This window comes from Chryseobacterium indoltheticum (assembly GCF_003815915.1).
Lineage (GTDB): Bacteria > Bacteroidota > Bacteroidia > Flavobacteriales > Weeksellaceae > Chryseobacterium > Chryseobacterium indoltheticum.
The window spans coordinates 2,813,414-2,826,395 of sequence record NZ_CP033929.1 but is presented as its reverse complement, the minus strand read 5'-3'; the positions used below and the strand labels follow the sequence as shown (position 1 = coordinate 2,826,395).

At 34.3% G+C, this 12,982-nt stretch carries 15 protein-coding genes; 14 read left to right on the top strand and 1 reads right to left on the bottom strand.

What is annotated here, in order from left to right:
- The first annotated feature begins 72 nt into the window (after positions 1 to 72).
- The 6 genes from EG358_RS13130 (at position 73) to EG358_RS13105 (ending at position 4,753) form a co-directional block, all read left to right on the top strand.
- Positions 73 to 1,029, top strand: a complete 957-nt coding sequence (locus EG358_RS13130; RefSeq protein WP_076558787.1) for a PhoH family protein — start codon at positions 73 to 75, stop codon at positions 1,027 to 1,029.
- A 102-nt stretch (positions 1,030 to 1,131) separates the two neighbouring features.
- On the top strand, positions 1,132 to 1,806 hold the full coding sequence (locus tag EG358_RS13125) for a porin family protein (protein ID WP_076558785.1): 675 nt from the start codon (positions 1,132 to 1,134) through the stop codon (positions 1,804 to 1,806).
- 127 nt (positions 1,807 to 1,933) lie between these two features.
- Complete coding sequence (locus tag EG358_RS13120; protein ID WP_076558783.1) at positions 1,934 to 2,443, top strand: hypothetical protein; 510 nt, start codon at positions 1,934 to 1,936, stop codon at positions 2,441 to 2,443.
- A gap of 211 nt (positions 2,444 to 2,654) precedes the next feature.
- A complete protein-coding gene (locus EG358_RS13115) occupies positions 2,655 to 3,311 on the top strand; it encodes an outer membrane protein (RefSeq protein WP_076558781.1) in 657 nt (218 codons plus the stop codon).
- A gap of 78 nt (positions 3,312 to 3,389) precedes the next feature.
- On the top strand, positions 3,390 to 4,064 hold the full coding sequence (locus EG358_RS13110) for an outer membrane beta-barrel protein (RefSeq protein ID WP_076558779.1): 675 nt from the start codon (positions 3,390 to 3,392) through the stop codon (positions 4,062 to 4,064).
- 26 nt (positions 4,065 to 4,090) lie between these two features.
- Positions 4,091 to 4,753, top strand: coding sequence for an outer membrane beta-barrel protein (locus EG358_RS13105; protein ID WP_076558777.1), 663 nt, complete (start codon positions 4,091 to 4,093; stop codon positions 4,751 to 4,753).
- 258 nt (positions 4,754 to 5,011) lie between these two features.
- Here the strand turns inward: EG358_RS13105 and ffh are convergent, their stop codons facing one another.
- The gene (gene ffh / locus EG358_RS13100) at positions 5,012 to 6,373 is read right to left on the bottom strand and encodes a signal recognition particle protein (protein ID WP_076558775.1); all 1,362 of its coding nucleotides are present in this window, start codon (positions 6,371 to 6,373) and stop codon (positions 5,012 to 5,014) included.
- Positions 6,374 to 6,911: 538 nt separating this feature from the next.
- Here ffh and EG358_RS13095 point away from each other — a divergent pair.
- The 8 genes from EG358_RS13095 to atpG all read left to right on the top strand — a co-directional run bounded on the left by EG358_RS13095 (position 6,912) and on the right by atpG (position 12,955).
- A complete protein-coding gene (locus tag EG358_RS13095; protein ID WP_076558773.1) occupies positions 6,912 to 7,280 on the top strand; it encodes a hypothetical protein in 369 nt (122 codons plus the stop codon).
- Positions 7,281 to 7,366: 86 nt separating this feature from the next.
- Positions 7,367 to 8,443: a F0F1 ATP synthase subunit A gene (atpB, locus tag EG358_RS13090; protein WP_076558771.1), complete on the top strand. Its 1,077-nt coding sequence runs from the start codon at positions 7,367 to 7,369 to the stop codon at positions 8,441 to 8,443.
- Positions 8,444 to 8,492: 49 nt separating this feature from the next.
- The gene (gene atpE / locus EG358_RS13085; protein WP_066676872.1) at positions 8,493 to 8,699 is read left to right on the top strand and encodes an ATP synthase F0 subunit C; all 207 of its coding nucleotides are present in this window, start codon (positions 8,493 to 8,495) and stop codon (positions 8,697 to 8,699) included.
- 94 nt (positions 8,700 to 8,793) lie between these two features.
- Positions 8,794 to 9,288 carry a F0F1 ATP synthase subunit B gene (locus tag EG358_RS13080; protein ID WP_076558769.1) on the top strand — a complete coding sequence of 165 codons (495 nt, stop codon included), beginning with the start codon at positions 8,794 to 8,796 and terminating at the stop codon, positions 9,286 to 9,288.
- Positions 9,289 to 9,290: 2 nt separating this feature from the next.
- A complete protein-coding gene (atpH, locus tag EG358_RS13075) occupies positions 9,291 to 9,830 on the top strand; it encodes an ATP synthase F1 subunit delta (protein WP_076558767.1) in 540 nt (179 codons plus the stop codon).
- 20 nt (positions 9,831 to 9,850) lie between these two features.
- Complete coding sequence (locus EG358_RS13070; protein ID WP_076558765.1) at positions 9,851 to 10,390, top strand: hypothetical protein; 540 nt, start codon at positions 9,851 to 9,853, stop codon at positions 10,388 to 10,390.
- A 32-nt stretch (positions 10,391 to 10,422) separates the two neighbouring features.
- Complete coding sequence (gene atpA, locus EG358_RS13065; protein ID WP_076558763.1) at positions 10,423 to 12,000, top strand: F0F1 ATP synthase subunit alpha; 1,578 nt, start codon at positions 10,423 to 10,425, stop codon at positions 11,998 to 12,000.
- A gap of 85 nt (positions 12,001 to 12,085) precedes the next feature.
- The gene (gene atpG, locus EG358_RS13060) at positions 12,086 to 12,955 is read left to right on the top strand and encodes an ATP synthase F1 subunit gamma (RefSeq protein WP_076558761.1); all 870 of its coding nucleotides are present in this window, start codon (positions 12,086 to 12,088) and stop codon (positions 12,953 to 12,955) included.
- Positions 12,956 to 12,982: the final 27 nt, after the last annotated feature.

The window sequence follows — 12,982 nt, the reverse complement described above, 5'->3', positions numbered from 1 at the left end:
ATTGTGGATAAGAATTTAATTTAAAATTAAAAAAAAACTTCTAAATTTAAATTCTAATATAAAAATATTTGCATGTTTGAATTAACGTATGATTTAGAAGGTATTGATTCAAAAAACTTTTATGGAGTAAACAACCAATATTTCAATTTAATAAAATCAAGCTTTCCGACAATTAAAATTACAGGTCGTGATCATTTTATCTTTGCGATGGGAAATCAGGAAGCTTTAGATATATTTAAGCAAAAGCTTGACGATATTGTCGCTTTTATTTCTAAAAACAATTCTATCGGGCTGAAAGACGTAGAAAATATTCTCAATATAAAAGATGAAAATGAAAAACAGCTTGTCTTTGATCAGGATATCATTGTAAAAGGGGTTAACGGAAAAATCATTAAAGCTAAAACGACCAATCTTAAAAAGCTTGTTAAAGAAACCGAGAAAAAAGATATGGTCTTTGCAATCGGACCTGCAGGAACCGGTAAAACGTATACCAGTGTTGCTTTGGCAGCGAAAGCTTTAAGAGATAAGGAGGTTAAAAGAATCGTGTTGACGAGACCTGCAGTAGAAGCGGGAGAAAGTCTTGGTTTTTTACCGGGAGATCTGAAAGAAAAACTTGATCCTTATTTGCAGCCTTTATATGATGCGCTCCGTGATATGATTCCTCACGAAAAGCTGGAAGGCTTTATGGAGAAAAAAGTAATTGAGGTAGCGCCTTTAGCTTTTATGCGAGGCCGTACATTGGATGATGCTTTTGTAATTTTGGATGAAGCACAGAATACAACTCATGCTCAAATGAAAATGTTTCTTACGAGAATGGGGATGAATGCAAAATTTATCATCACAGGAGATCCTACGCAGATCGATTTGCCACCAAAACAACATTCAGGTCTGAAAGAAGCGATGCGAATTTTGAAAGATGTGAAAGAGATTGGTTTTGTGTATCTAACAGAAGAAGATGTGGTACGTCATCCTGTGGTGAAAAAGATTATTCTGGCATATAACGAAGAAGATAAAAGAACCAGAGAATAATACATTTTGTCATAATTTTTCAAAAAAGTTTAAAAATATTTTGTGATTCCAGTAAAAGTGATATATTTGGGCTCTTAAAATTTGTTAAAAAAACTTTAAACTATGAAAAAATTATTACTTATTGCTTCTGTAGCAGTAATGGGAGTTGCTGTCAATGCGCAAGAATTTAAATTTGGTCCAAAGGCGGGGTATTCATTGTCAATGTTAAACGCAGAAGGAGATGGAGAATCTTATAAATTCGATTCAAAATCAACTTTTTATGTTGGTGCAATGGTTGAATATAAATTCAATGACAGGTTTGCTGTACAAGGTGAAGTTTTATATTCGCCAATCGGAGGTAAGCAAGAAGAATCAGTATCTTACACTGAAATGGGTGTAACGGTAACAGGAACTCAAAAATCAGATTGGAAATTTGGGACTGTACAAATTCCTGTAAGTGCAAAATATTATGCTACTGAAAGTTTAGCATTCGGATTAGGTCTTAATGTAGGTATCGTTACTTCAGCAAAAGTTGAAGCTAGTGCAACATTATCAGGATCTGCTATGGGTGAATCATTTTCAGAGTCTACAAGCACAACTGAAGATGTAAAAGATGATGTTAATACGTTAAACTTAGCACCTTTTATTGGCGCTGAATATACATTAGAAAACGGATTATTCTTTGATGCAAGATATAACTTAGGGGTTTCGAATCTTATTAAGAATCCGGAAGGAAATGAAACGTTAAAAAACAGTTTTTTCCAAATTGGTATTGGTTTCAAATTCGGAGGAAACTAATTCATAATAAAACTATTACAAAGCAAGACAATTATTTGTCTTGCTTTTTTTGTTTAAATACGCTTCTGCGGCATTGTGTTTGCTACAAACAATCATTGAGTTAATAACAAACGTTTAAATTTTTAAAATGAAAAAATTACTATTGTTGGGTGCATTCGCATTTTTGGGCGGAGCAGCTCAGGCGCAGGAAGGTTTTAAATTGGGAGGCCATATTGGTGCGCCAGTTGGTGATGCTGCAGATTTTGCTTCATTTACTTTAGGTGTTGATGCGGCATATATGTGGAATATCACCAAAGGTCTGGATGTAGGTGTTGCTACAGGATATTCTCATTTTTTCGGTAAAGACCGTTGGGAAGATTTCGGATTTATTCCTTTGGCTGCATCAGGAAAATACAGATTTAATGGGCTTCCACTTTTTGTAGGTCTTGATCTGGGAGGCGCAATTTCTACTAAAGACGGTATTGATAGTGGCTTGTATGTATACCCGAAAGTAGGTTTTCAGTTACCTAAAGCAGAATTGTATTTAGGATATCAAAACATAGGAAGTGAAAGAGGAGATTGGGACAGAGATAGAGACAGAAGAATCGATTCTAACTTTGGAGCCATCAATTTGGGTGTGAACTTCTTTTTAAAGTAAAATATTTATAAGTGACCTTATATTATACTCCAGTTGAAAAATTGGAGTATTTTTTTTGATTTTTTTAAATTAAATATAATTATCTCTCAAGAGTGCGATTTTAATTCGAAAAAAATGAGTATTGACGGGTGATATTAATCATGTTAACAAATTTTAATATTAAATGATGTCATTATACATTTGCAGTCAAGAAAGTATAAAATTATTCAAAATGAAAAAATTATTAATTGCAAGTGCTGTTGCACTTTTCGGGTTATCAAATGCTCAGATTGCTAAAGGAACTGTATATTTATCTGGATCTGTTGGTTATTCTCAAGAAGAAACTAACAATGGAAATTCTAAAGTTGAAAACTTCAACGTACTTCCTACAGTAGGATATTTCGTAGCTCCAAACTTCGCAGTAGGTGTAGGTGTAGGTTACCAAACTCAAAAAAGTACTTTGATTTCTACAACTACAACTCCTGTGTCTACAACAGTAAACACTGCAGAAGTTAAGAATCCTGCTTTCGTAATTGCTCCTTTCGCTAGAAAATACTGGACTTTATCTGATAAATTGTATTTCTTCGGTCAGTTAGCTGTACCAATGCAGTTTGGAAAAACAGAAACTGAAAATTCTTCTGTAACTACAGCTGGAAACGTTGTATCTACTTCTTCTCTTTCTACAGAAGCTAAATACACTCAAGTAGGTGTTACTGTGAAGCCAGGTTTAGATTATTTCTTAAACAAAAACTGGACTATTGAAGCTACAATCGGTGAATTCGGTTACAACAACTTCAAACCAAAAGACGGTGATGCTACAAACAACTATAGCTTTGGTTTAAACCTTGCTAACGTAGGTATCGGTGTTAAATATGTATTTGCTAAATAATTAGTAAACATAAATTAATATAAATCCTGAGATTTTTTCTCAGGATTTTTTTACATTTAAAAAATATATCAAACAATAATGAATAAAATATTACTTACTATTGCAGTATTGGCGGGTGGATTAGCATCTGCACAAATTGCTAAAGGAACAGTTTATCTTTCAGGCCAGGCAGGTTATTATAAAGACGGAACCGAAAGCTCAAATAATTATGTAGAAAACCTGAAGGTATTGCCAACAGCCGGATTTTTTGTTGCACAGAACTTCGCAGTAGGTTTAGGTATTGGGTTTACAAAAAATGAAAGCTCTCAAAGCTATATACTTTTTGATGGAGGTACTTCATTCCTGTATTCGAAATATACTAAAGAATCTGCTTTTGCAATTAGTCCTTTTGCAAGAAAATACTGGGCTTTGAGTGATAAACTTTACTTTTTCGGGCAGCTGGAAGTTCCTTTAGAATTTGGTAAAACCGAATTGTACGAATATCAGTCTCAGCCATTCAATCCTATCATAGGAGATTATTATGTAGGAAACATGAATACTTACGAAGCAAATTATACTTCGGTAGGAGTTAATATAAAACCCGGTTTAGACTATTTCATTACTAAAAACTGGACGGTTGAAGCTACAATTGGAGAGTTTGGGTTTAATTCTTATAAACTTGATTTAGAAGGCGCTAAAAACATCAATAAAACGGATTTAGGCGTTAAGCTTTCTTCTGTAACATTAGGCGTAAAATATGTGTTCGCTAAATAATTAGTAAAATCAAGATTAAGTAAAAAATGAAAAATATATTTTTAGCAGGTGCGATTGCTGTTTTTGGGTTTTCGACTGCGCAAATCAATAAGGGAACGGTTTATCTTTCGGGGCAGATTTCTTATGCACATGAAAAAGATAATAATGTAAACAGTAGAAAAAATACCGTCATCATCATGCCGACTGCCGGATTTTTTGTTGCTCCAAATTTAGCGGTAGGAGCCGGAGTAGGATACGTTAATACTAAATTTACAAAAGACGAAACCATCAACGGGGAAGCTGGAGTTTTTAGATTTAATAACATCAATGAGCAGTCTGCATTTAGAATTGCGCCCTTTGTAAGAAAATACTGGACTTTATCTGAAAAATTATTTTTCTTCGCACAACTTGAAGTTCCGATCGAATTTGGGAGAGAAGAGTTTGAAGCACATTCTAGTTTTGTAGGCAATTTTGGAAACTATGCTTTTAATGATAATAGTGGTAAAACAAAATTCACAACGGTCGGCGTCAATATTAAGCCGGGATTAGATTACTTCCTTAATGAAAATTGGTCTGTTGAAGCTACTTTAGGAGAATTTGGATACAATAATTATAAAGTAAATGATACAGATTATTCAAAAGATACTTATAATTTCGGAGTAAATCTTGCTTCTGTCGGTATCGGTATTAAGTACGTTTTTGCGAAGTAATTAGACAATCATTTAATTGATATAAATCCTGAGAATTTTCTCCGGATTTTTTTTGCTTTGAACTGGAATTATTTATTAAAGTTTTAAATAAAATAGTCATAAAGATTTCGACAAGCTCAATTTGACAGACACCATACAGTTGATATTAGAATAGTTGTCAGTCTGAGCTTGTCGAAGACTTTTCGGGAGTTAATATTAAGCATAAAAAAACTCCCAGAAAAAAAATCTGAGAGTTTATATATTAAAAATTTGATTTAATTATTTTCCAAACATTCCGCCCATTCCCGGCATATTTGGCATTTTGCTCATCATCTGCATCATTTGTTTTCCTTGAGGTCCCTGCATCATCTTCATCATTTTTCCCATTTGGTCAAACTGCTTCATCAAAGCGTTTACATCTTCAATTTTTCTTCCTGCACCTTTTGCAATTCTGTTTTTTCTCTGAGTATTGATGATAGAAGGTCTTCTTCTCTCATCCGGAGTCATAGAATGAATAATCGCCTCGATATGTTTGAATGCATCATCGCTGATTTCAACGTCTTTAATGGCTTTTCCAACTCCAGGAATCATTCCCATCAAGTCTTTCATATTACCCATTTTTTTGATCTGATTGATCTGCTTTAAGAAGTCATCAAAACCAAATTCGTTTTTAGCGATTTTTTTGTGAAGTTTTTTTGCTTCCTCTTCATCAAATTGCTCCTGAGCTCTTTCTACTAAGGAAACAACGTCTCCCATTCCTAAGATTCTGTCGGCCATCCTTTCAGGGTAGAAAAGATCTAAAGCTTCCATTTTCTCACCTGTAGAGATAAATTTGATTGGTTTTTCAACTACCGAACGAATCGTTAAAGCAGCTCCACCACGAGTATCACCGTCTAACTTCGTTAAAACAACTCCGTCAAAATTCAAAGTATCGTTGAAGGCTTTTGCAGTATTCACCGCATCCTGACCTGTCATTGAATCTACAACGAAAAGAGTTTCGTTGGGTTGAATTGTAGAATGAACGGTTTTAATTTCCTTCATCATCTGCTCATCAATCGCAAGACGACCTGCTGTATCGACGATTACAATATCATGACCGTTCGATTTAGCAAAATTAATAGCATTCTGAGCAATACTTGCAGGATCCAAAGAACCTTCTTCGCTATAAACAGGCACTCCGATCTGCCCGCCAAGAACTTTCAGCTGATCAACAGCTGCAGGACGGTAAACGTCACACGCAACCAATAATGGCTTTTTAGTTCTTTTAGTTTTTAAATAATTAGCAAGCTTTCCGGAAAAAGTAGTTTTACCTGAACCTTGAAGACCTGCAATCAAAATCACAGACGGTTTTCCTGAAAGATTGATGCCTTCCTGAGAACCTCCCATCAAATCTACCAACTCGTCGTGAACAATTTTTGTCATCAATTGTCCCGGAGTAAGCGAAGTCAGAACGTTTTGTCCTAAAGCTTTATCCTGAACTCTTTTGGTAAGATCTTTAGCAACTTTATAGTTAACATCGGCATCTACCAATGCTCTACGAATTTCTTTTACGGTCTCCGCAACGTTGATCTCGGTAATTTTTCCACGTCCGGTAATATTATGAAGGGCCTTGTCTAATTTATCCTGTAAACTATTAAACATACTTTTAATTAATTAAATGGTTTGCAAAAATAACAATTTTATATCTAAAAACCTTGATATGATTGATATTTAAAAAATAGTGGAAGAGAAAACGGTCAAATATCCTTATCAAGCTTCAAAAACTTGACAAGGATAGTGATAAATTGAAATCTTTGTATTCTTTACTGAATGAAATGTCGTTGTTTATCCCTGAAAAAAAATTTCTTATAAAAACTTTTTTTTCCTACCGTTTATTATCGCAAGGAAAGACAAGGAATTCTAGATAAATACTGATATTAAGCTAAACAAAGCCGTTTCACTTATTTTCGAAAGACAATTATTCAGAATGAACACCAGATTAAAGGTTAATTTTATTTTCACATTCTAAAATTTTAGCTGACATTATTGCACTTGAGTTACTTCGTTTAGTGAAAGAGAATTTAATATTCTGTGAACAATTTTTTTTAGTTAATTAAATTATAGCGCCATTGCCCATAATGTGTGAATGTCATTTTAATTATTAAAACGATATTGATAAATTTTGGTAGTTTTGCAGCCAATGGAAAAGTTTTTAGTTGTATTAAAAGGATTAGGATTGTTTTTACTGTTTTCTGCTGTATTATTTATTATACAATGGCAATTAGCAGAAAATAATGTAGTGATGCTGTCCTACAAAATTCATTTTCTGATGTTTTTTGTTACACTAATCAGTTTGTTAACGATTTTGGTAGTTTTTGCCTTAGAAAAAAAGAATATAATAGGATTTATTTTTCTGGGTTTTGTGGTTTTTAAAATTTTCGCAATAGGCTATGTTGCGATGTTTGAGAAAGATTTTGAGCTTAATATCGTTCCTTACTTCGTTCTGTACTGGATTTACCTGTTGATAGAAGTTATTTTTGTTTTAAAATTAGTTAAAAAACAAGACTAATATCATGTAATATAAACTTGAAGAATTACCAAAAATCGAATAAAAATTTATATTTTTGCAAAAATTTTAGAAATAAAAGTCAAGTCATGAGTTTTAAAAAACTGTTAATCGCCCTTTATCTTTTTGTCTTCTGCTTCTCGTTTGCAGAAACACATGAGGGTACTGCGGAAACTGCAAAAGAGGAAGCGTACAATCCTGTTCCATTTATTATGCACCATATCGCGGATGCACACAATTGGCATCTTTGGGGTGAAGGTCACAATTCTGTAGGAATTTCTTTACCTGTCATTCTTTGGGATAACGGTTTGAAAGTTTTCAGCTCTGAAAAATTCGGACATGAAGAAGAAAAAGTTGCTGAAGTAGATGGTAATTTCTACAAAGTGCATCACAACAAAATTTATTCTACAAATGCTGCAGGTGATCTAGAAATGCATGAGGGGCATCCAACAAATAATGAGCCTTTAGATTTCTCAATTACTAAAGTAGTTGCTCAAATGTTGTTAGCTGCTGTGATTTTATTAATCATCGGTTTTGCTTCAGCAGCAAGTTATAAAAAATCTCAGGTTCCTTCAGGAATCGCAAAATTCATCGAGCCGCTTGTGGTTTTTGTAAGAGACGATATTGCTTTACAAAACATCGGTTCTGTAAGATATAGAAAATATGTACCATATTTGGTTACTTTATTCCTATTTATATGGCTTCTTAATATTTTAGGTTTACTTCCTGGAGCTGCAAATACAACGGGTAACATTGCATTTACAATGGTTCTTGCAGTATTTACATTATTAATTGTAAACTTAAGCGGTAGAAAAACATATTGGATGCACATGTTGGATCCTTTGGGGAAAAACATGCCATTCGGTGGGAAAATTTTAATCTATATTATCCTTATTCCTGTAGAATTATTAGGAATTATCACTAAGCCTTTTGCATTGATGATTCGTCTATTTGCTAACATGACAGCAGGGCACATTATCATTATGAGTTTGATTTCTTTGATTTTTATCATGAAAACTTACTTAATCACACCGGTATCATTAGGTTTATCATTATTTATCTATGTATTGGAAGTGTTGGTAGCGGCTTTACAGGCTTATATCTTTACAATGTTGACAGCATTATTTATCGGGTCGGCTGTAGAAGAGCCTCACCACGATCATTAATCATATTAAATAATAAAATAACTTTTTTAATACATATTATATTATGGGAATGACAGGTAGTATCGCAGCAATCGGAGCTGGTTTAGCAGTAATCGGAGTTGGATTAGGAATTGGTAAAATTGGTGGTAGCGCAATGGAAGGTATTGCAAGACAGCCAGAGCAATCAGGAAAAATCCAAACTGCAATGATTATCGCAGCAGCTCTTATCGAAGGTGCTGGTCTATTCGGTATCGTAGTAGCATTACTAGGTAAATAAGAATAGTAAACAAATAGAATTCTACAAACGGTTGGTTTGTAGAATTCTTTTAAAAAAGTTAAAAAACAAATTAAAAATAATAATTGAATATAAAATGGATTTATTAACCCCTTCAATTGGTAACATATTCTGGACAGCAGTAGTATTTTTATTATTGGTCGTTCTTCTTAAAGCTTTTGCTTGGAAACCAATTCTTTCTGCAGTGAAAACCAGAGAAGACAACATTCAGGATGCTCTTAATCAGGCTAAACTGGCTAAAAGAGAGATGGAAACTCTAAAAGCGGATAACGAAAGAATTATGCGTGAGGCTAAAATCGAAAGAGATGCTATCTTAAAAGAAGCTAGAGAAATTAAAGACAGAATCGTAGCTGAAGCTAAAGATGCGGCTAAGTCTGAAGGAGATAAATTAATCGAAGCAGCAAAACAAACCATCAATGCTGAGAAAAATGCTGCAATGGCAGACATCAAGTCTCAAATTGGTATTTTGTCTGTAAATATCGCAGAATCTATCCTGAAGCAAAAGCTTGAAAATAGCGAAGCTCAAAATGAGTTGGTTCAGAATTATTTAAATAAATCAAATCTTAACTAAGAATGCTTACATCTAAAGTAGCCAAAAGATACGCACAGGGTTTACTAGATTTCACAAAAGAATCTGGGCAAACCGACGCTGTTTTTGCTGAAATGAAAGATGTGGTGAAGCTGATGTCTGAATCTAAAGATTTGAACAAATTTTTCCTGACACCTTACATCGACGCAAATAAGAAAACTGAGGTAGCAAACGAAATCTTTAAAAGCTTTTCGCCTGTTTCTCAGAATTTGATCAGACTGATCATCAAAAACGGAAGAGAAAGTCAGCTTAAAAATGTAGCACAGCAATTCATTAATAAAGTTGAAGACATCAACGGTATTCAGAGAATTACGCTGACGACTGCAACACAGCTTTCTAACGAAAATATTGAGCAGATTTTAAAATCTACAAACCTTGTTAATGCAAGTGCTAATTTTGACATTAAAGTAAATGTAAATCCTGCAATTTTGGGAGGTTATATTTTAAGAGTGGGAGATCAGCAGATAGATGCATCTGTAAAATCACAATTGAATAAGATTAAAAAAGACTTTCAATTGAATTAAAATAATAAAAACACAAACACATGAAAAAAAAATTATTTGGTTTTGCAGTAGTAATTTCTTGTTCTGTTTTTGGACAAAAAGTTAAAATTAAAAAAGATATTGCGACTGTAGACGGAAAAGAGTTTGTTAAAGTCTTTAAAGATCCTGTAGCTGAAGATTCATTCAATATTATATCATTGAATGGGAAAGATCTTTTTTACCTGAAATTTAATAATTATAATGATCCTAAAGAGATTAATTATAGTAATAAAGGTGGTTTTGTAAGTTATTTTGAGGTAATGTCTGCTGATTTAGATACAGTGTATTTTGAAACAGATCTTACGCATTGTTTGGTTGGATGTAATATCACTGATAACTTTATAAAAATGCTTTATGGAGGAAGAATCTTAAAAGACGATGGCTCGATAGATATAAACAGGCTTGAAATACTATCTAAAAAAGTCGGCTTCGAATATTCTAAAAAGAGGAATGAAATGACAAATGCTACAAACGGGACTAATACAGTTATTATTCAAGATTCAAGACCACGAAACGGTTTTAATATCAGTTTAGGAAGATAAAAATTATTTTAAAAAAGAAAAACAACCATACAATGGCAGAAATAAATCCAGCAGAAGTATCTGCGATCTTAAAACAGCAATTGGCCAACTTCGACACTCAATCTAATGTTGAGGAAGTAGGTACAGTTCTTACCATCGGTGATGGTATCGCTCGTGTATACGGGTTAGAAAATGTACAATACGGCGAGTTGGTGAAATTTGCTAGTGATGTAGAAGGTATCGTACTAAACTTAGAAGAAGACAACGTAGGTGTTGCTCTTTTGGGTGAAAGTAAATTAGTAAGAGAAGGAGATACAGTAAAAAGAACAAACAGAATTTCTTCTATTAAAGTAGGAGAAGGGATGTTAGGTAGAGTAGTTGATACTCTTGGTAATCCAATCGATGGTAAAGGTCCTATCACAGGGGATTTATACGAAATGCCATTAGAAAGAAAAGCTCCGGGTGTTATCTACAGACAACCTGTAACTGAGCCTTTACAAACAGGTATCGTTGCAATCGACTCTATGATCCCTGTAGGAAGAGGTCAGAGAGAGCTTATCATTGGTGACAGACAGACAGGTAAAACTACTGTTGCTATTGATACAATTATCAACCAGAAAGAATTTTTTGATGCTGGTCAGCCAGTATATTGTATATATGTTGCAATCGGGCAAAAAGCTTCTACAGTAGCTCAGATTGTAAAAACGTTATCAGATAAAGGTGCTTTGGCTTATACAGTAATTGTTGCAGCTAACGCTTCAGACCCGGTTCCTATGCAGGTTTATTCTGCAATGGCAGGTGCATCTATCGGAGAATTCTTCAGAGACTCAGGTAGACCGGCTTTGATTATCTATGATGATTTATCTAAACAAGCGGTAGCATACCGTGAGCTTTCTCTACTATTGAGAAGACCACCGGGCCGTGAAGCTTATCCTGGAGACGTTTTCTATCTTCACTCAAGATTATTGGAAAGAGCTGCAAAAGTAATCGCTGATGATACTATTGCTAGCCAGATGAATGATTTACCTGAGTCTCTAAGACCAATCGTAAAGGGTGGTGGTTCATTAACGGCACTTCCGATCATCGAAACTCAGGCAGGTGACGTTTCTGCATATATCCCAACGAACGTAATCTCTATTACAGACGGACAGATTTTCTTGGAGTCAGACTTGTTCAACTCAGGGGTTCGTCCGGCAATCAACGTAGGTATTTCTGTATCTCGTGTTGGAGGTAATGCTCAGATCAAATCTATGAAAAAAGTTTCTGGTACTCTTAAATTAGACCAGGCTCAGTATAAAGAATTGGAAGCATTTGCTAAATTCGGTTCAGACCTTGATGCTTCTACTTTAGCTGTTATTTCTAAAGGTGAAAGAAACGTAGAGCTTTTGAAGCAGCCGGTAAATTCTCCACTTCCTGTAGATAGCCAGGTTGCTATGATCTATGCAGGTACAGAGAATTTAATGAGAAACGTTCCTATCAAGAAAGTAAAAGAATTCCAAATCGAGTACATCGAGTTCCTAAGATCTAAGCACCCTGAAACTATGGCTGCTCTTAAAGCTGGGAAAATCGATAACGATATTACTGGTGTTCTTAAGCAGGCTGCTAATGATATAGCTGCAAAATATAACTAAAAATTAGTTGATGGTTTTTGGTTGATAGTTGACAGAATTTTCTAAAACTAGCAACCAACAACCGACAACCAACAACTAACCCGATATGGCAAACTTAAAAGAAATACGAGGAAGAATCAGTTCAATTTCATCTACGATGCAAATTACACGTGCTATGAAAATGGTTTCGGCTGCGAAACTAAAAAAAGCACAAGATGCCATCGTAATGTTGAGACCTTATTCTGAAAAACTTCAGGAGATCATCCAGAATGTAAATTCTAGTTCAGATCCTGATCAGGTTTCTGTTTACGCTCAGAAGAGAGAAGTAAAAAAAGTACTATTTATTGCTGTAACTTCAAACAGAGGTTTGGCAGGTGCTTTTAACTCGTCTGTTGTAAAAGAATTAAACCAACAGTTTCAAAACAACGCTCAGTACGAAGTTGAAGTTCTTACCATTGGTAAAAAAGTTTATGATGCTGTAAGAAAAAACCGTGCAGTGTTTTCAAATGAAAGCGCAATTTTCGATAATCTTAGCTTTGATAAAGTAGCAAACATTACAGAAAGTGTGATGTCAAGCTTTATTGAAGGTAAATTTGATGAAGTTTATTTAATTTACAATAGATTTATCAACGCGGCAACTCAGGAAGTGATTACAGAACAAGTTCTTCCGATCTCAATGGTGGAAACTGAGAAAGAAGAAGGTCAGGCTGAAACTGATTATATTTTTGAACCTAATAGAAACGAAATTTTAGATAATTTAATTCCGAAATCTATTAAAACACAGGTTTTCAAGGCAGTTTTAGACTCTGTAGCTTCAGAACATGGTGCGAGAATGACGGCAATGCACAAAGCAACCGACAATGCTCAGGATCTGAAAAACGACTTGGTTATTTTCTACAACAAAGCAAGACAGGCTGCTATTACAAACGAGATCTTAGAAATCGTTTCAGGAGCAGAAGCTTTGAAAAATTCGTAATAAAATATTCAAAAAATATAAAAGCAC

Coding starts and splice junctions, on each gene's coding strand:
- EG358_RS13095 (WP_076558773.1), top strand. CDS start 6,912: ATGGAAAAGTTTTTAGTTGTATTAAAAGGATTAGGATTGTTTTTACTG.
- atpG (WP_076558761.1), top strand. CDS start 12,086: ATGGCAAACTTAAAAGAAATACGAGGAAGAATCAGTTCAATTTCATCT.
- EG358_RS13105 (WP_076558777.1), top strand. CDS start 4,091: ATGAAAAATATATTTTTAGCAGGTGCGATTGCTGTTTTTGGGTTTTCG.
- EG358_RS13070 (WP_076558765.1), top strand. CDS start 9,851: ATGAAAAAAAAATTATTTGGTTTTGCAGTAGTAATTTCTTGTTCTGTT.
- EG358_RS13120 (WP_076558783.1), top strand. CDS start 1,934: ATGAAAAAATTACTATTGTTGGGTGCATTCGCATTTTTGGGCGGAGCA.
- EG358_RS13125 (WP_076558785.1), top strand. CDS start 1,132: ATGAAAAAATTATTACTTATTGCTTCTGTAGCAGTAATGGGAGTTGCT.
- EG358_RS13080 (WP_076558769.1), top strand. CDS start 8,794: ATGGATTTATTAACCCCTTCAATTGGTAACATATTCTGGACAGCAGTA.
- atpA (WP_076558763.1), top strand. CDS start 10,423: ATGGCAGAAATAAATCCAGCAGAAGTATCTGCGATCTTAAAACAGCAA.
- atpH (WP_076558767.1), top strand. CDS start 9,291: ATGCTTACATCTAAAGTAGCCAAAAGATACGCACAGGGTTTACTAGAT.
- ffh (WP_076558775.1), bottom strand. CDS start 6,373: ATGTTTAATAGTTTACAGGATAAATTAGACAAGGCCCTTCATAATATT.
- EG358_RS13115 (WP_076558781.1), top strand. CDS start 2,655: ATGAAAAAATTATTAATTGCAAGTGCTGTTGCACTTTTCGGGTTATCA.
- atpB (WP_076558771.1), top strand. CDS start 7,367: ATGAGTTTTAAAAAACTGTTAATCGCCCTTTATCTTTTTGTCTTCTGC.
- EG358_RS13130 (WP_076558787.1), top strand. CDS start 73: ATGTTTGAATTAACGTATGATTTAGAAGGTATTGATTCAAAAAACTTT.
- EG358_RS13110 (WP_076558779.1), top strand. CDS start 3,390: ATGAATAAAATATTACTTACTATTGCAGTATTGGCGGGTGGATTAGCA.
- atpE (WP_066676872.1), top strand. CDS start 8,493: ATGACAGGTAGTATCGCAGCAATCGGAGCTGGTTTAGCAGTAATCGGA.